Origin of the sequence: Cohnella sp. LGH (genome assembly GCF_017671885.1) — a bacterium.
Taxonomy (GTDB): domain Bacteria; phylum Bacillota; class Bacilli; order Paenibacillales; family Paenibacillaceae; genus Cohnella; species Cohnella phaseoli.
In genome coordinates, this window is record NZ_CP072117.1 from 7,443,295 (window position 1) to 7,460,993 (window position 17,699).

General features: G+C 55.1%; 14 protein-coding genes. 2 read left to right on the forward strand and 12 right to left on the reverse strand.

Going from position 1 to position 17,699, the window contains the following annotated elements:
- Positions 1-68: 68 nt before the first annotated feature.
- From J4772_RS30720 to J4772_RS30735, 4 genes are all read right to left on the reverse strand, one after another.
- Positions 69-1,067 (reverse strand): hypothetical protein, encoded by a 999-nt coding sequence (locus J4772_RS30720; protein WP_209072813.1) that lies wholly within the window; start codon positions 1,065-1,067, stop codon positions 69-71.
- Entirely contained in the window at positions 1,057-1,638 is a 582-nt protein-coding gene (locus J4772_RS30725) for a sigma-70 family RNA polymerase sigma factor (protein ID WP_116065357.1), read from the reverse strand. The genes J4772_RS30720 and J4772_RS30725 overlap by 11 nt, the downstream gene beginning before the upstream one ends.
- A gap of 90 nt (positions 1,639-1,728) precedes the next feature.
- Complete coding sequence (locus tag J4772_RS30730) at positions 1,729-2,952, reverse strand: MFS transporter (protein WP_209072814.1); 1,224 nt, start codon at positions 2,950-2,952, stop codon at positions 1,729-1,731.
- A gap of 74 nt (positions 2,953-3,026) precedes the next feature.
- Positions 3,027-3,635, reverse strand: coding sequence for a TetR/AcrR family transcriptional regulator (locus J4772_RS30735; RefSeq protein WP_209072815.1), 609 nt, complete (start codon positions 3,633-3,635; stop codon positions 3,027-3,029).
- 162 nt (positions 3,636-3,797) lie between these two features.
- On the opposite strand from J4772_RS30735, the gene J4772_RS30740 reads away from it, so the two are divergent.
- Both J4772_RS30740 and J4772_RS30745 read left to right on the forward strand, forming a co-directional pair.
- Positions 3,798-4,481 (forward strand): Crp/Fnr family transcriptional regulator, encoded by a 684-nt coding sequence (locus J4772_RS30740; RefSeq protein ID WP_209072816.1) that lies wholly within the window; start codon positions 3,798-3,800, stop codon positions 4,479-4,481.
- A gap of 70 nt (positions 4,482-4,551) precedes the next feature.
- Positions 4,552-4,965, forward strand: a complete 414-nt coding sequence (locus J4772_RS30745) for a carboxymuconolactone decarboxylase family protein (RefSeq protein WP_209072817.1) — start codon at positions 4,552-4,554, stop codon at positions 4,963-4,965.
- Between the two features lie 12 nt (positions 4,966-4,977).
- On the opposite strand, the gene J4772_RS30750 is transcribed toward J4772_RS30745, so the two are convergent.
- From J4772_RS30750 to J4772_RS30785, 8 genes are all read right to left on the reverse strand, one after another.
- On the reverse strand, positions 4,978-5,178 hold the full coding sequence (locus J4772_RS30750; protein ID WP_116065352.1) for a hypothetical protein: 201 nt from the start codon (positions 5,176-5,178) through the stop codon (positions 4,978-4,980).
- Positions 5,179-5,351: 173 nt separating this feature from the next.
- Complete coding sequence (locus tag J4772_RS30755; protein WP_209072818.1) at positions 5,352-9,101, reverse strand: RCC1 domain-containing protein; 3,750 nt, start codon at positions 9,099-9,101, stop codon at positions 5,352-5,354.
- Positions 9,102-9,918: 817 nt separating this feature from the next.
- Positions 9,919-11,181: an IS91 family transposase gene (locus tag J4772_RS30760; RefSeq protein ID WP_247740877.1), complete on the reverse strand. Its 1,263-nt coding sequence runs from the start codon at positions 11,179-11,181 to the stop codon at positions 9,919-9,921.
- 122 nt (positions 11,182-11,303) lie between these two features.
- Positions 11,304-12,437 carry a site-2 protease family protein gene (locus tag J4772_RS30765; RefSeq protein WP_247740898.1) on the reverse strand — a complete coding sequence of 378 codons (1,134 nt, stop codon included), beginning with the start codon at positions 12,435-12,437 and terminating at the stop codon, positions 11,304-11,306.
- Positions 12,438-12,566: 129 nt separating this feature from the next.
- Positions 12,567-13,742 carry an MFS transporter gene (locus J4772_RS30770; RefSeq protein ID WP_209072819.1) on the reverse strand — a complete coding sequence of 392 codons (1,176 nt, stop codon included), beginning with the start codon at positions 13,740-13,742 and terminating at the stop codon, positions 12,567-12,569.
- A 12-nt stretch (positions 13,743-13,754) separates the two neighbouring features.
- Positions 13,755-14,405, reverse strand: coding sequence for a beta-phosphoglucomutase (gene pgmB / locus J4772_RS30775; protein ID WP_209072820.1), 651 nt, complete (start codon positions 14,403-14,405; stop codon positions 13,755-13,757).
- A 16-nt stretch (positions 14,406-14,421) separates the two neighbouring features.
- Positions 14,422-15,495, reverse strand: coding sequence for a glycoside hydrolase family 172 protein (locus J4772_RS30780; protein WP_247740899.1), 1,074 nt, complete (start codon positions 15,493-15,495; stop codon positions 14,422-14,424).
- Complete coding sequence (locus tag J4772_RS30785; RefSeq protein ID WP_209072821.1) at positions 15,492-17,699, reverse strand: glycoside hydrolase family 65 protein; 2,208 nt, start codon at positions 17,697-17,699, stop codon at positions 15,492-15,494. The genes J4772_RS30780 and J4772_RS30785 overlap by 4 nt, the downstream gene beginning before the upstream one ends.

The window sequence follows — 17,699 nt, forward strand, 5'->3', positions numbered from 1 at the left end:
AAGAAGATCGCCCTCCGCCTGGCCAAAGGCCAAGTAGAGGGCGATTATGGTTTGAGGCAGCTTCAGCCCTACGCGGCCGGCTTTGCCTTGATTTGTTGGGCAGCCATGGACTCGGCAACAGCGATCAATCGCTCCTTCGTCATCGATAGCGAGAAGCTGCCGAGCGTGTACAGGACGGGAGACTCCGCCTGCGTATCGACCCAGCTCAGGCTGACATACCGGTTCGTATCGCTGTACAGGAACTTGTCGTTAAACGCATACAGCGCTTCACGGCCGTCGCTCAGCTTAAGCTTCTCCGACTGGGCCTGCGTCAGACTGACAAACTTGGAGCCTTCCTTATTAACCTGGACGGTGAATGACAGCTCATCTCCGCTCGCGTCCTTGTAGGACGACGTATACGAGTCAAACAACGACTCGCTTCTCGTGATCTTCTCCCAAGCAAGCGCCGTCCCCTTGTCCGCCACCTCTGTCTGCAACCGCTTGGCGACATCCATTTCGGTCACGAACCCTCCGAAGGCCAGCTCGTCCTTCCCGCTGACAAATACAAGCCCGCTGCTCCGCTCGTCCGGAAGGACAAGCTGCGGCACGAGATCGGCCAACCGTTCCTTCCACTGCCCATAGTCCGTAAACAGATACGGGTTACTCACATATTCCGCATAATATAGATTCTTGCTCCAATAGTCCGGTAGCAGCGACTCCATCTCCCGGGAGTAGACGAGCGCCTTCTCTCCGACCGCCAGTTGGTTCCTTACCGTCTGCAACTGCTGCCGTACAAGATTTGCCGTGTGCGCGTCAAACTTAACTTCGTCGACAATCGCCATCTCCATGCTGAAGCGATCGTCTCCGATCCGCACGAAATATTGCGCAGTAAATCCCATCACCAGCAGGGCAAGCGATCCGGCCAAGGCCCACTTAACCGCTCTGCGGCTCAGCGTCGCGCTTCTTCCCTGCTTCGTCTTGAGCAGCCGTTCGATCCGCGCTCTTGCCCTCTTATCGGCCAAAGCCGGTACGGAAATTGCGCCCGCCTCTTCGCGATAAGCGACTTTTATCCGATCTTCAATCCGCATGAACCGCAGCCTCCCCAAGGAACATGTCTTGTCCGATCCACTGACGCAGCTTGCCGAGCGCCGAATGATGCCTCGACTTGACCGTACCGACCGGAATGCCCAGCGTCTCTGCAATCTCCTCCAGCGAATACTCGCGATAGTGCCGAAGCACGACGACTTCCTTCAGCTTGTAGGGCAGTCTGTCCACCAGCGTCAACAGCTCCAGGCTCGACTCCTTGGCAAGCGTTCGCTCTTCGGTCGGCCAATCCCCCTCGGGGCTGCCGCTTACCGCGCTCACCCGTTCGAACAGGCGCATTCTGCGCCACAGCTTGCGCTTCCAATTGCTCGCCTGACGCACTGCGATACCGTTCAGCCATTTGCGAAACGACTGCTCGGGCCGATAGCCGGACAGCGAACGGTGCAGGCTGAGATATACCTCGCTCATCACATCGCCGGCGTCTTCCCTGTCGTTCAACAGAAAGACGAGCAAGCGATAGACGTCGTCCTTGGTCAGCTCGTAGATGCGGCGAAAAGCATCCCCGTCTCCCTGGATCATCCGTTCGAGCCACGGCTGCAATTCGCTGTCCTGCATAAGGCACCTCCTGATCGGTTCTCGTCTATATTGGTCCGGCGGGCGAAAAAGGTTCGAAGTCGCCGAGCACGGATGTCGGCCAGATAGAGATTAACTTTGGGCGACAGTCCCTTTTTCCTCCTCCACGCCGGGAGACTTCTGCATCAATCTCAGCCCGAAGGTGGGCAAGGCTGACAGCGCGCACAGAACGGCCGCTGCGAAATACGCGATATAGATGCCCGAGTAATGGCTCAAGGGACCGGACATCGTCGTTCCCAGCAGCAGAGCTCCCATCGAGAGCGGAGTGACGATGCCGCTCACCCTTCCGACCATCTCGCCCGGAATTTTCGCGATCACATAGCTGCCAACTGCAGTATTAAGAATCGCCAGCAAAACGCCGTTCGCAAAACGGAATACCCCTGTCAGCACCGGCCAGACCGACAATGCCTCGACGACATAGGTTACGCCTAGAAAAATAATCGCCGTCGGGAGCAGATAACGGGCGTTCAGCAGCTTCGCGAAACCGGCTGCGATCAAAGCCCCGAGCAGCAGGCCGAAGCCGTCCGCAGCCGCGAACCACTGCACGTTGTCGGGAGACAGCCCCAATCTCTCCGTCACGATGAACACTTCCAGCGGCTGTACCAGTCCTGCCCCCAGGCCGATTAACGCGAAGGAAAGAAACAGCTTCTTCAGCCCGCTCTCGGACTTTACGAAGCGAAATCCCTCGCTCATATCGTCGCGAAGCGTGGAATTGGACTTTTCCACAGCGCCGACGTCTCTGGGCAGCAAGGCCAGCACCGCAGCCGACATCAGGAACAGAACGGGCAGGACGATCAAGGACGCCTTTAACCCGGCCCATTGGTAGATCGCGGTCCCCGCAACCGGACCGAGAATTAGGAACAACGAGCTCATGCTTTGCGTCAGCCCGATTGCTGTCGGAACCTGATCTTCGGGGATGCGGGCCTTAAAAATTTTAGCGGAGGATGGCTGTGAAAATTGGCTAAGGATTGCGGATATAAAGACCGCGGCATACAAGGACTGCCAAGCATCTGCGGCGATCAAGGCGATAATGACGAGAATGGACGCCGCGCTGAGCAGGTCGCCCGCGATCATCGTCCGCTTCGGGTTCCATCTGTCGGCGAACAGCCCTCCTACGATGGAGAAAACGAAGATCGGCGCGTATTCGACGATAGACAGCAACGACACAGCGAACTTATCCCCGTTCGTCCGTTCCAGCACAAAATACAGCAAAGCCATATTGCGGATCCAGATGGCCATTTGCTGAAGAAGATCCGATGCGAAAATGAGACGAAACGTGCGATTTTTGATTAGCATAGCTCTCTCCCACCTTTTAGACCGACCATTCGGTCTAGTTAATAGCTATAAAAAAATGCCAAGCTGTCGAATATTTAATTCCGCTTGGCACGAATGCCTTCCAGCAATAGCTTAACCGCATCCCGGTAATACGGTCTGATCTTGTCCTGATCCTTGCCAAAATCGGGCATGTAGATCAGCTTGCCCAATCCCTCCATCATGCTGCTGACCAAGATGACCAAGCGATCAAGATCCCCGTTGGTCAGTTCGCCCTTCTCCATTCCTTCGCGCAATACGCTTCGACATGCCTGAGAATTGCTGTCGGCAATTCTCAGCAGCCTCTCCAGAACTTCATCGGTGATAAGTCGACTCCGGGAATATTCCTCCTGGGCCGTAAGAAGCGGATTCTGAAAGTCGTTGGCATAATGCTCGGCCAACGCATAGAACTGGTCTTCCACGCCGCCCGCCTCTACCCGAAGCCGTTCCCACTCTTGGCTCCACTGCTCCGAATCCTCTTCTAAGACTTGCAGGAACAATTCGTCCTTACTCTTGAAGTGGTGGTACAGGCTGCCTTTGCTGACCTCGGCCGCCTCGCATACTTCGTTCATCGACACCGCTCCGAAGCCTTTACGGATAAATAGCTGCTTCGCTTTATCGGTAATTCTTCTTTTCGTTTCTTCTCCGTCGGACCGTCCTCTGACCATGCTTACAACCCCCTAGACCGACCAGTTGGTCTAATTATAACCGAACGGATGTCAGGAATGCAATGGGCTGAGGTTCGCCTTTTCGGCTAAAAGGATTCGCCGCGCAAAAGTGGAATGTTTTATAGCATGGCGCCATTTATCTCCTAAGGAGTCTCTATTCCTATGATTAGTAACGCACAGCTGTCCCGCATTCGTCTGCTGTTCCCCTGCTTTGCATCCGTTCCCGACGATAAATGGCGACGCTCTGAGCTCGTCTCGATCACGCCCGATACTCCCCACTCCGTTCGGGAAGGCAAGCTGCTGGAGCACGCCCTGTTTATCGTCAGCGGCGGAGTTCGCATCTACAAGTTATGTCCTTCCTCGGGACGGGAAGTCACGCTATATCGCGCTTTCGGCGGAGAATGCTGCCCGCTAATGATGGCCAGCGTGATCGGAGAGACGGAATACGAAGCTTCCGCGGCGATCGAGGTGCCTACGGAGGTCGTCGCCGTTCCGGCTGCGGAGTTTATCTCTTGGATCGACGAATGCAAGCCGATCCGGCAATTCGTCTACAGGCAGCTCGTCGGCCGGATTACCGACGTCGCCTCGCTGCTTGGCAAAATCGCTTTCCAGCCGATTCCGGTCCGTCTGGCCGATTTTCTGCTCGCGCAGGCTCAGCTTCAACATTTCGACGCTCCCTTGCGCCTGACGCACGATCGAATCGCGGCCGAGCTCGGCACCGCCCGGGAAGTCGTCTCCCGTACGTTAAAGGCGTTCCAAAGCCAAGAAGCGATTCAACTGCAGCGGGGGCAAGTCGTCCTGCTGGACCCGGCAAAGCTGCAGCGAATCGCCGATTCGCGAGTGTGACTTAGTCACGGCAATCGATTCTTCCTTGCGATATGATCAAGACGAAATCGATAATCCAAGGAGGATTCATATGGACGCTTATTACAAGCCAGCGAATTTGGAGCGGATTCCGGAGCTGATCGGGCTTGCCCCGAAAGCCGCCGATTCGTTCCTGAAATTCGAGAACGACGTCTATCAGGCCTCGAACGTCGTTCCCTTAAAAACAAAGGAATTAATCGCCGTCGCCGTTGCCCACGTGACCGGCTGTCCCTACTGTATCGATAACCATGTTCGAAAATACCGGAAGCTGGGCGGCACGCGCGAAGAAATCGTCGAGGCCGTGCTCGTCGCAGCTTCCACGCGAGCCGGAGCGGTGCTCAGTCACGCTACGCACGCCTTGATCGCGTATGAACGAAGCGGCGGTTTGCCTGAGAACGCCTCCTCCCCAGTTGAGAGCGAAGCTTCGACGGCTCAGAAGGGCGGCGAACCGGAATGTCTCTGCTGAGCCGGGGCGAGCCTATTTCAGCATCTCTTTAATCCATTTCAAAGGAAGCCCCGTATGCCGGACGACATCCATGAGCGTTGATCCAGGATGATTTTTGACATATTCTTTGACGAGATGCGACTCCGCGAGATAGACCTGCTGGCATTCCTTGCAGAGCATATCCAGTCTTTGCACATGAAGCTTGCCGCATCTGTCGCAATTCATCAGTTCCATCGTAGCCCACCCTGAAGTTAGTCGTGACTTCAACCTGAACCGGCAAGCCATCTCTTACCTTATATAGTATCATCGGCTGAATGAGGGCTCATCTTTAGGCAAAAAGAACGGAAGCCGCCCCCGGGTCTCAAGACCCAAATGAGGCGGCTTCCTTTGTTATATAGCAGATATTGTCAGTCGATAAGGCCGGAACACTGCAGCAATCGGCTGACGATAACCGCCGTTTCCGCACGAGTGATGGCATTCTTGGGCAGCAGAGCCGCCTGGTTTCCTTGCAGCAGACGCTCGTGTACTCCGAGTGCCAGCGCCTGTCGGGCCCACGGGCTAACGTCTCCCGCATCCCGGAATTCGGCCAGCTTCTCTGACACGAACGAGTCCGAGGCTGCGCCTCCGTCGTTCAGTCCTGTCAGCTTCATCGCCCGGGCCAGCATAACGGCCGCCTCCTCCCGCGTGATCGCCGCTGAAGGCCGGAATTTGCCCTGTCCGTCCCCCTCGACGATTCCGTATTTCCGTGCCTGCGCCGCAGCCCCCGCGTACCATGCGTTCGCTGCAACGTCCGAATAACCGGTGGACCCCGCTCCGTGCTCGGGCAGTCCGAGCGCCCTCGTCAAAATCGCCGCGAATTCCGCTCTTGTGACCGAAGCTCCAGGCAGAAACTCTCCGTTATCGTTGCCCCGTACAATCAAACGCGATGCCAAGTCGTTGATTTCGCTTTTTGCCCAATGATTCGCAGCGTCTCGGAACGCTGACGAATGCGAGACAAGCGCGTAAACGCTGTTCGTCAAACTGCCTGCAATCGCTGCCCGCTGCCCCCCAATCGTCTCAATTCGGGTTGGGACATGTCGGATCGTGCCGTCCGGCTCGAGTACGACCGCGGTCGTTACGCTATCCGTTCCCGCCGGAATCGGAAGCACCCGTTCTACATAGCCGGCAAACTCTTCGATCTCGGCATGCGCTCCCGCGTATTCGGCGATAACGGAGAACTCGATCGGATGGCCGACGACATTCGGATGACCGTATTTTGTCCCGTCCGCCTTTGCAATCGAAATACGCACAATGACCTCGTTTAACGCGTTTTGTCCTCCGACCCGCTTAGAGAGCGTCGCGATATCCAGGGCGGCTGCAGGAATGCGATAGCTACCGATCGATGTGCGAACCTCTAGCGTAGCGGAACGGTTCTCCATCGCTTGCACGATGCTGCCGGTCAGCTCGACCAGCAGGTTTGCATTCGTCCCGTCCGCCTCAACGATAATCGAAGGCTTGTCTGTCCCTGCAGCCAATCGCTCCAGGAAAGCTTCCGTGCGGATAGAAACTGCTAAGCCGTTCGGAGTTTCCCGTTCCGTAGCTACTCCCGACAGCGTTTGACCGCTCAACGTGGTCTTGACTCCGGACGTCGACGGCGTCGGCACATCGCCTCCCGCTCCGCCGCCAGCCCCGCTTCCGCCGCCGTTTCCGCCGGAGCCTCCTGATGAAGGACTCTCGCGGAACACGACGAGGTCATAGCCAAGCTCGGTTCCGTCTTCCGCCGTCACGTTCAGTCCGATTCGGTTCAACCCCGTTTGCAGCGGGAGCTGCGGACCGGGAACGCCGCTTGTCAGCGCGACCGGCCCGAATGCCGGAAGACCGTTGCTGCCGTATACGCTTGCGGTCACGCTAGCGTGCGAATCATACGTCGCTGCCGTCACCGTCACCGACGACACGGCATTCGCCACGCTGGCCGAATAAAATTTATTGGCCCTGGTGAACGCAGGACTGATTGGAACGACGGTTCCTCCCGAGCCGGTCAAAGTCAGCGAAGCCAGCGTAGCGTCGCTGCTCAGAGGTTCCGTCGGTTCTCCCTCGGTCGTAAATGTCCATGTGGCGTTATCGAGGATGCCTGCGTAGGCGTTGCCCGAGGCATCCTCGAATGCGCCTGGTTCGATGCTGACGGAATACTCCGCGGAACGATCAAGTTCAACGGAAGGTCGGATCGTCACTCTGGCGCCTGCTACCGTCACTTTGGAGGCATCTGTCACTTCGTAAGTCTCCAGCCAGCTTCCGTCCATTTTAGTTAATGTGATAGTCTTGCCCGCAACGGCCGTGACAAGCTCGTTAAAGCTGATCGTCAGCGGCCCGCTTACGGATACACCGACGGCATTCGGAGCCGGTTCATACGCGGCTACTTTCGGAGCCGTCGTATCGGGTCCGGCGATCCAGCGCGCGTACAGCGTCACATCGGCCGCCGGCATCACAAGCGTATCCCCTGGAGCATAGGCGATTCCATTGCCGTTCGGAAGCGTATTCCAGCCTCCGAACGTAGAATCCGTCTTTTCCAGACCGCCCAGATTGCCCAATACTTCGGCATACTCGTCAACCCAGTATTCATAAGGATCGAGAGGGGGCTCTCCCCCGGTATTGCCGTTGCCTTCGTATATCACGATATAGGTCGGCACGGGCAGCGTTTTGACGGCCTTTTGGGCATAAATGCTCTTCTGGCCGGCTTTATCTTTGACCACCACCGCGTAGTGATAGGTTTTTCCTCCGGACATACCGGTAATCTGCTTGGTCGAAATATCCGCCTCGTAGGGTCCCATCGGCGTTCCGTTTTCGACGGCGGCGACCGTATCCGCGGTATTTCCCCCTATTCTGTAAACCCGGTACTCCAGCTGCGGGGATGGGGTTAGGTTGTCCGCGGCTTTCGTCCAAGACAGCGTCGCATCGGAATGGGTGAGGTCGCTTGCCGTTATTTCGCGATTGGCTAGCGTCGGCGGAGTCACATCCACGATAGCCTTGTTAATTACGGGAATTAGCCGATCCGCGGTCGTACCGTCCCCGAGCTCCCCGCTTGAATTCAGCCCCCATCCCCATACGGTTCCGTCCTTTTGCATCGCGAAACCCGAAAACCCGCCTCCGCTGACGACTTGAACGTCCGTCAAACCCAATATCGGCACGGGGGCGTATCGCGTATTGGTCGTACCGTCCCCGATTTGGCCTCTATTATTCAATCCCCATGCCCACACCGTTCCCGAATCCGTCAACGCGTAGCTGAAATGCGCTCCCCCAACTACGGTCAAAGCATCGTTGATCGAACCGGCCCTAACGGGAAGCGAACGGCCCGTCGAAGTGCCGTCTCCCAGCATCGCCCAACGGTTATCGCCCCAGCTCCACACCGTCCCGTCCCGTTTAACAGCCAAGCTATGCGAGTTTCCGGCGGAGATCGACATCACCTCGGCTATTCCGATAGGCGCTGGAACGGCGCGATTCGTTTTCGTACCGTCTCCGAGCTCTCCGTATTCATTGTTTCCCCATGTCCAGACCGTCCCGTCGGACTTCAGCGCCAAGCTGTGCCAGCCGCCCGCAGCGATCGCGACAACGTCGTCCAACCCCGGCACCTGAACGGGAGAAGTGCGATCGGTCGTCGTCCCGTCTCCGAGCTCTCCGCTGTCGTTGTTCCCCCAAGCCCACACCTTCCCGTCGTCCGTAAGGGCAAGCGTATGGTAACTGACTCCGGTTGACAACGCGATAATATTGCCGGTTACGCCCGTGATCTGCACGGGCAGCAACCTGTCGATTGTCGTCCCGTCCCCCAATTGACCGTCCCCGTTTTGCCCCCAAGCCCACAAAGTCCCGTCGGCCTTGATCGCATAGCTGCTTCGAATACCCGCGGCGACCATTTTCACTCTATCGAGATTTTTGACTTTGACCGGCGCCATCCTTCCCGCGGTTTCCCCGTTTCCCAGCTGTCCTTTCGTGTTCTGTCCCCATGCGTACACCGTTCCGTCAGTGAGCAGCGTAAGACCGTGATAATAGCCCTGAGCAATCTGCGGAGCAACGACATAAGGTTCCGCTGCCTTCGCGGCTTTACTGGGCAGTAACGGAATCATCGCCAGCACCAGCAACAAACTCATACCTATTTGAGCGAATCGCGACATTTTCCCCTTCATTCTTCCTCTCCCTTTCTGTAGCCTGTACATACCTCCTCCCATTGTACGAAGAGAAAATAAGCAATTCGATTGACGAAAGTTAACTCCGCTAATTAATAATCCTGGCTATCTTCGGACAAGCACATTGCCTTAGGCCTCCTTGGACGCTGAAGCAAATTGCTTAGACGATACAGACAAGGATGAGCGTGAAGACCGAGCGTTCTGCTCAAGCTGTGGATCTGTTCAAACTGTGGGTCAGCTCATCCCAATCCCTCAGGGTGTAGATAGCTTGTTAATCTAAGGCGGAAAAGCCTCCTTAAAAGTGCTGCCTCCCCCTTTCGCGGGTCGAATAAGGCGGATTTCCAACCTTAATTTTGAAAATCACCTATATTTTCAAAAATAGCACGGGTTTCCCGCTCTAAATCGATGGTTTTCTCCTATTTGGAGGAAATAAGCCGGGTTTTCCGCTCTAATTCCGTCCTCGCTCGCCCCGCCTGACAACAATCGAAAAAGCTCCCCTCTTAAGCAAAAGCGCCTTCGGCTGAATCGTAAGAAAAACCGTCAGGGAAGTTCACCCTGACGGTCCTTGTCGTTCATACACCGATATTGCACTTATGAGTTACATACATCTTCAATTCGGTACTCGTGCCCGTGGATCCCTTTGTAGTATTCCGGATACATGTTTCCTCCACATTCTTCACACGTGAATTGTGGTGGGTCCAGCGGATCTCCTCCATCCATGGCATCAAAGTTTCTCACCACTTCATAGGGGATCTGTTCTTCGTTTTTACACGTCAAACAGATGTATTTTACCGCTAGCTTGTCCTGTAAGTACTTACTAAGCGGCGCGCTCCCTGCTTTCTTTTTCTTTCCCTGCTTCTTGCGTGACTTCGACACCGGCGACATCCCGAATCATCCTTTCCAACACGGCTTTACTATTCGCACTCAACGCAACCTTCACCACAAGTTGCCCATCCTTAAGACAGGCTTCTCCCTTGTACTCATAATAACATCCACACTTCGGGCAGGTCATCGGATCACTCCCTGTCTTCTGGACGATCCGCTCTCGCCACGTCTTACGTCGTATTAACCGCTTCGCTCTTACAATCCATTTCCGGGCCGTCTTCTGCCACTGGCTCACCATTTTCTTGCATAACCCTTTTAACCGCCTGGAATAGACTCCATAGTATCGGATTGTCTTAAAGTGCTCATCCGGGATATGTCGAATCAAGCGGGATATGAATTCTTCCACCGTGATCCGCTCCGTTTTCTCTTTCCCATCCGTCTTATCCACGTATCGGAATTCCACCGTTTCTCCATCATAATCCACGATCCGACTTAGGGCTATCGCCGGTCTACGAATGTATCTCCCTATGTACCCTAGTTGCACTTTCACATTCCCCTTCTGTTTCGGTGCATACACATAGAAGCCTTCCCCGTTCTTCGAGTAGGCCTGCTGTAGTCTAGCTTGTACAAGCTTCTTTTCCTCTGCACTTAAGTTTTTCCGGATGAGCTTGAGCACCACCGTCTGCCACTGCTTCCGCAACATCTCAAACGGTATGAAGTCGTAACTCTTCCACTCCCCGTCTTGCTTCATACCGCCCATCGTCACAAGCATATGTATGTGCGGATTAAAATTCATTCGTGAACCAAACGTATGGAGTCCGGCGATGATGCCCGGTGTACTCTTATGCTTCTTCTCGAAATATTCCTTTATGATTCGCACCGCTTCGTCCATAAATCCTTTGAGCAAATCACGGTGCTTCAGAAATACGTCTCTTAACCCTTCATCCATCGTCATGATCACATGACGATGATTGACCTGAAATACGTCATGCTCAAGTAGCCGACTCCATTCCTCGGTTTCCCCGCAAGAACATGTCGTACAGAATCGTCCTTTACACCGATAAGGGACTCGCTTTATATCGTGGCATCCTTCGCAAACCAGCAACTTAAAACCATTCTTCGGGTCACCACATCCGCGAAATTTCGAGACTTCCTTCAGCACGTTTGGACGGATCTTCTTTCCGTGCTTCTCAACAAAGCGATCCCAGTGCTGATTTTCATCGAAGAAGATTCGTTTCAGTACATTCGGCTCCATATTCCAACCTTACTCGATAATGTCAGAGAAGTGAACTCCCCTTTACCCCTTGAAACGATATAAATTCTTATATGTCAAAAAAAGACGCCGCCGATCGTTCGGCAAGCGTCCCTCTTATCCTTCTATCTATGCAGTTCCATGATCCGATGCCCGTACAGCATAAACACGGACAACACCCCGGCCAGCAGGAGATAGGCGGCCAGCACCTTCCACTTTACGGAAGCCGGCGCCTCGTAGTACGTACGGTACCGCTGAAGCTCCTCATCGACACCGGCAATCACCTCTTCCGTTTTGCGTACTTCGTCCGTAAGCAGGTGGGACGGAATCGGTTTGTCGGGGTCGCCGTCTTCGTACTGTACCGGCTCGTACTCCCACTCCTGAAGCAAAGCAAGCATCCGCTCGGCAAATTGGCGATCCATGCGAACCTGCTCCCGCGCCAGCTTCTCTTCGTCCTGCAGGAACGGGATCAGCCTTCTACCGCCATTCTCCTCCTCCGAGCGCCTGGCCGTCTCAATCTGCGCGATGAGCGATTGCTTCAAGTCCCAAGTGCTCGTCAGATTCGGCCAACGCAGCAGCTCTCTGCGGAGCTCGGTTAGTTTCCGCTTCTCGTAAGCAAGGAGTCCTCCCCTATAGCTTTCCCTTGCTCGATTCCACCAGCTGAACGCCCCGATAATAAAGATAAATACCACGATCGGGCTATGCGAGATAAAAGCGTAAACTCCAAGCAAGATCAGGCCGATCAGCCAAATCTTCGTCGATAATACGGACACGATGCGGCCCCCGTCCAACGGAGAGACCGGAATCAAGTTAAACAGATTAATCATCGCCCCCAGAAAAACGACCAGCGCCCAGAACGGCTCTCCCGTCCACTCGTACAACGCGACGGCAGGCAAAAAGGAGATCAGCCCGGCCAGCGGCCCTCCGTAAGCCAAATAAGCTTCCGTAGCCGCGTCTCTGGGCATCTGCTTCATCGAGATAAACGCCCCCATAAACGGGATAAAAAACGCGGGCGACACCTCGATCCCCTTGCGTTTAGCCGCCACGACATGTCCCATCTCATGAACAAAAATGAGATAGACAATCGCAACCCCGAATTTCCAGCCGTACAGAGCTGCATACGCCCCCAGGCTCACCATCATCGTGACCAGCGTGCCGCCGAATTTGGTCCACTTGAGCAGGGCAAGCACCCACTTGAATTTCGCCAATAAGAATACGCCGATTCCCATCAGCAATGATCTGCTTTTGGATTTATCCACGTCGGACTCCCTTCACCGCACTTTCGCGAGAACATTCTGAACCCATTATCTCAATAATACGGTTCGGAAGAAAGGCGGGTTTCGAATCCTTTGTGAATAGGCGATCCCACGCTCTGCTGTCGCAGTCGCTTATCCGGATGCAGTCTCTCCCGAGGATTCGACGAACCGGCTCCGCTTTCCAGGAGGAAGCCCGAAAATGCCGATCGCAATGACCGCGACGCTTAAAGCGAAGTTCGTCGTGTACATCGCCCCGTATCCCCCATAGTTTTGAATGGCGGCAAATAGCGGCGGGTACGCAAGGTTCGAGACGCCGAAGACGAGCATCGAGACGATGCCGTAGCAGCTGGGAACGAGTTCGTCCGGAACGAGGCTTCGCAGGTATCGGAACACCGTAACGAGGAACAACGGAAAAGCCAGTCCGTGAAACTGGTCCCCGAGCACCACCAACGGCAGTTCCCCCGTCGACAGGAACAAAAAACGCAATCCGGAAAAAACGAATACGCACACGAACGCCTTTTTTACGTCTACGCGATTAAAATACAGCCCCAGCAGCGTGAAGGTTACGAATTCCAAGAAAACTTTGACCCCCGTGCTCACGCTGAAAATTTGATTGGAAGTTGTCACGCTGCCTGTTAATTCGGTCAAATAGGAAGAGAACGCAAAATCCACGCCGATATAACTGCCAAGACCCAGGAAGCTCATCGCGAAAAGAACGAGCACGCGTTTGTCGGCGAGAGCTTTCCTATAATTCATCTTCGGCCGTTCTGCGGAATCTTCGACGGTTTCGAATTTCCGGTAGACGATCCACGCGCATGCCGCCAGAAAAACCAGACTGATCGCATGAAGCAATTCGAAGCCGGCCAATGCGATCAAGCTGCCCCCGACGAGCGTGACGCTTCCGAGGCCGATCGATCCCCATTTCCGGATTTTCGAATACATATAGCCTCTTGCCGAAGAAATTTTTTCAATATAAATTTCATACGTTCCGATCAAAGGCAGAGCCAGACATCCGTACAGGATCGCGAACAGATATATCCGCTGTTCGTCGACGAACAGCATCGCGACGTTCACAATCGCCAGCAAGCCGAAGTAGACGATCATGAACCTTTTCTTGTTTCGTGATTTCGCGAACAGATGACTAAGGTAGGGCTGCGAGACGAGCGAGAATAACGCTCCGAAAGCGATCGCCTTGCTGACTTCTCCCAAACTCAAGCCCACGTCCTGGGACAAGAAGGGGAAGTAAAACGTCGACAATATGCTCGCCACGCCGAAATAAAGAAAGGTAACCAGGTTATAGCGCAGCAACTCGATGCCTCCTTATGCGAGCTTGTCCAGCAAGGAGAGATCGACGCCGACGAAGCTTGGAATAACCAGATCAGCCGCGCGGAGCAAGTCGGCCCTGCCGACGCCCACGCACTTCATGCGGGCGTTCTTGGCCGCTTCGATTCCTGCGACGGCATCCTCGAACACAATGCAACGGGAAGGCTCCACCCCCACCGCCTTGGCCCCTTCCAGGAAAACCTCGGGATCGGGCTTCGCTTTGGCGATTTTCGTCCCGTCGATGATTGCTTCGAAATAACCCTTGATCCGGAGCCTATCCAGAATCAAATCCGCATTTTTGCTCGCCGAACCCAGCGCGACGCGAATGCCGGCCTTCCGCAGCGATTCCAGAAACGGCTTAACTCCTTCCAATAGCTCCTCTTCTCCGAGTCGGGAAATCGACTCGACGTACCATTCGTTCTTGCGTTCGGCCATCCGGCCCTTCGCCTTCTCGTCTGCGACGACACGTCCGACCTCGAGCACGATATCGAGCGACTCTCGGCGGCTGACGCCTTTGAGCCTTTCGTTGTCCTCTAACGTTAAAACGAAACCCAACTCGTCCGCCAACCGTTTCCAAGCTTGAAAATGGTACTTGGCGGTGTCGCAGATCACGCCGTCCAGATCAAACAGACAGGCTTGTATGCTCATCCCTCTCTCTTCCCTTCTAGATGACTTCCAATCCGTTGCGGTCGGGCAGAGGCTTGAAGGGCCGATGAGGCTCCGTCTGATACCAATAGGCGACCGTGGCAATATCGTCCTGCAGCGGTAAGAATCGTTTTCCGCTTCTCCATCCGAGCGCCTGCATCGTCACCTTCAACTCTGATTCAAAATAAATCGGATCCGGCACATGGAACCGGTACATGCCGAATCGTTGGTTGGCTCGATACAACCCATCCGGCTTCAGCACCTGATGGAGGCCGTGATAGAGGTTGCTGAACTCTCCGTACTGCCCCTTCGATTGTTCGAAATTCCAGGCCCCGCCGAAATAATCCTCGGTTCCGGTTCCGCAGATCGTCGGAAATTCCCGATCCCCGTCCATGTAAAATTTGACTTCCCCTTCGCCCCACCAATCGTTGCTGTTGACCTGCCATGCCGCGTAGGTGCCGACGTATTGCCCCTTGCCCTCGATGCCGTCCACGATCGTGTAAGGCGCCATGTAGCTAACGGGATTTTCCCGGCGGAACGAAGCATGAAAGTAAGCAGCGCTCTCGTCCACCTCGGTCAATACATAATCGATCTGGTAGAAAAACATCCGCTTATCGAAGCCGATGTTCTCGATGACGATTTTAGCCGATTTCCGGAAAGGCATCTGAAAGTAGCAGTTGAATCCCCCGGCAGGATTGACTGAGATCGGCATCGAGCTTACGTTGGCCCGCTCTCCCCACCCGTTGCAGTAGAAATCCCCAATCGGCGCTTCGACGGAGGGTTCCTTTTCCCCATCCCAATACATTCGCAGAATCAAGTGCCGCCACGCCTCCGGAAACGTCGTCATCCACATATGGTTGACGATGCCCGGTCCATCTATCTCCGCGATCACCACTTGCTCCCCGGGTTCGATGTCGATGGATGGCCTGACCTTCCACCCTTGCCCGAGCTCCCTGGCCGGATGGGCCGCGTCGTTCGGATCGACGAGAGCCATGCCGCCCTTCCCGGGCTCTCCAGTGGGGTTTTCGGCTGTGATCGAACGGGATTTAGCCGACGTTAAACGATACAAATTGCCCAGCCCCGGATTAATCAAACCTTCCTCCCCCTCTCTTCAATAAGCTCCTTGACTTGCACTCCCTCATGGGTTGCCGCAACGCGATGCCATTTCCCCCGAACGCAGACGTTGTATTCGAGGGCCCGGATCGAATCGGGCAATCTAGGCTTGACGTCGAGCAGATCGGAATCGGCCAGCCCCCTGAATCCGCCCATCCCCAGGACGACAGCCTGCCAGATCCCTCCGCTATTGGCGATGTGGATGCCCTCCGCCGCCCCCTTGCGGCCTAGATCGAGCTCCAGACTTTTCTCCAGAAAGGCGTAAGCCTTATCCCTATCGTCGATTTCGTTGTACAGCAGCGAGTGGAAAATATACGACAACGACGAATCGTGCGTCGTGATCGGCTCATAATAGGCCAAACAGTTCCTTTTGGTTTCCTCATCGAATCTGTCGCGGAACAGGTAGAGCAGCGCGACGACGTCGGCTTGTTTAAGAGCTTTGCTTCGGTAGTTCCGCTCTTGGGATATAAACTGACCGAAAGGCTTGGAGCGGTCGGTCCATACGACGTCGAAATCCACATCAAGGAAATCCTCGAACCCGGCGCATTGCGCGACGAATTTACGCTCCGCATCTTCGCCAAACGCCAGTTGATTCGCGATCTCCGCGAACATCGTCCTCTCTTCGGCGGTCACGCCGAGCGGTGCTGTGCAGTCCGGCTCCCCCGCCGTTTTCGCAAGCTCAAGAGTTTCCAACGTCTTCCTTAGAGAGAATTTGACCATATAATTCGTAAAAGCATTATCGTGCGTATACGGCAAATATTCGTCCGGGCCCATGACCCCCATCAGTCGGTACTCGCCGTCGATTCGATCGATCCGGCTTACCCAGTAACGCGCCGTTTCGACCATCATCTCCAAGCCAGGACCAAGCAGGAACTCCCGATCTCCCGTCGCCTCGCAGTAGTGAGCCAACCCGTAGACGACATCCGCGGTCACATGGATTTCCAGATCGGCATATTGCCAATTCGAGCATTGCTCCGTTCCGGTAACGCAAGATTCCCAAGGATACCTTGCTCCCGCATAGCCGTAGCGCCTTGCGTTTTCCCGGGCCCCTTGCAGCGTGCGATACCGGTACGCGATCAGTTTCTTGGCATATTCGGGCTGCGTGTAGATGTAGAAAGGAAGCAGGTAGATTTCCGTATCCCAGAAATAATGGCCGAAGTACGCTTCTCCGGCGTATCCCTTGGCGTCGATGGCAACCTTGTCGCTCTCGTTTGCCGACCGGAGCAGGTGGTAGATGCTAAATCTCAAGCTATTCTGAAGCTGCTCGTTCCCTTGGATGACAATATCCGAACGGTTCCATTTGTCCTTCCACAGTTTTTCGTGTACGGAAAAATCCGCCTTATCCGGCGCCGAAGCCCTGACGACCGCAGCCAAATGTTCTTCAATTCCCCCGCGATAGTCTTCGTCCGCGCTTGTAGCGACCCACACGTACTTGCGAATCGCCACCGTCTCTCCGGCCTTCAAGCCGACGCGAAACGTCTCGCGGATTCTGCCGTTTACGTCCATCGGCTCGAAGCGTGCCTCGCCCAGCGCGCGCCCGAAGCAACGGCTCGCCATGCCGATCCGTTGCCCCGAATCCGTACTTGCGTATAGCTCCAAGCCGTCACGATAGGCTCCGCACCGATCCGTAAAGTGCGAGTAACCATTCGTCGTGACGCCCGCGTCCATGAAGCTCTCGAACTCGAGCTCCGCGTTTGACGCCGAGCAAAGCTCGACTTCCTGCACGATCGTATGCTTGTGCTGAAGACTGCAATATCGACGGAACGTCACGGCAATATCGCCTTCCGGACTCCGCCAGACCAACGCTCTCGTAAGCAGGCCGTTCGAGAGATTCAGACTCCGCGAGAAATCTCCGTAATCCGACTCCTCCATATCCAGGCGTTCGTCGCCGCTATAGAGGTTGATGCCGATTCCATACGGCAAGTTCACGATTTCCTCTCCTAGAATCGGATGGACTCCGTATACACCCGGGACGTACAGCCCCCACTTGCTCTTCGGGTGTCGCGCTTTCTCCAAAGTTACGTTCGCGGGCAGCCTCCAATACAGATCGTTCTGCGTCGCTCCGGACAAATCTTCCTCGAACGCCGCCCGGAGGTTCAAATAACCGTTTCCCTGGGTATAAGCCCCCTCATAATGCTTGTTGTCTTCCGCCGAATATTTATTGTTGGTCAGCAGCCGTTCCAT

Bases quoted from the DNA above. Each gene is read 5' to 3' on its own strand.
- J4772_RS30720 (WP_209072813.1), bottom strand. From the start codon at position 1,067: ATGCGGATTGAAGATCGGATAAAAGTCGCTTATCGCGAAGAGGCGGGC.
- J4772_RS30725 (WP_116065357.1), bottom strand. From the start codon at position 1,638: ATGCAGGACAGCGAATTGCAGCCGTGGCTCGAACGGATGATCCAGGGA.
- J4772_RS30730 (WP_209072814.1), bottom strand. From the start codon at position 2,952: ATGCTAATCAAAAATCGCACGTTTCGTCTCATTTTCGCATCGGATCTT.
- J4772_RS30735 (WP_209072815.1), bottom strand. From the start codon at position 3,635: ATGGTCAGAGGACGGTCCGACGGAGAAGAAACGAAAAGAAGAATTACC.
- J4772_RS30740 (WP_209072816.1), top strand. From the start codon at position 3,798: ATGATTAGTAACGCACAGCTGTCCCGCATTCGTCTGCTGTTCCCCTGC.
- J4772_RS30745 (WP_209072817.1), top strand. From the start codon at position 4,552: ATGGACGCTTATTACAAGCCAGCGAATTTGGAGCGGATTCCGGAGCTG.
- J4772_RS30750 (WP_116065352.1), bottom strand. From the start codon at position 5,178: ATGGAACTGATGAATTGCGACAGATGCGGCAAGCTTCATGTGCAAAGA.
- J4772_RS30755 (WP_209072818.1), bottom strand. From the start codon at position 9,101: ATGAAGGGGAAAATGTCGCGATTCGCTCAAATAGGTATGAGTTTGTTG.
- J4772_RS30760 (WP_247740877.1), bottom strand. From the start codon at position 11,181: ATGGAGCCGAATGTACTGAAACGAATCTTCTTCGATGAAAATCAGCAC.
- pgmB (WP_209072820.1), bottom strand. From the start codon at position 14,405: ATGAGCATACAAGCCTGTCTGTTTGATCTGGACGGCGTGATCTGCGAC.
- J4772_RS30785 (WP_209072821.1), bottom strand. From the start codon at position 17,699: ATGGAACGGCTGCTGACCAACAATAAATATTCGGCGGAAGACAACAAG.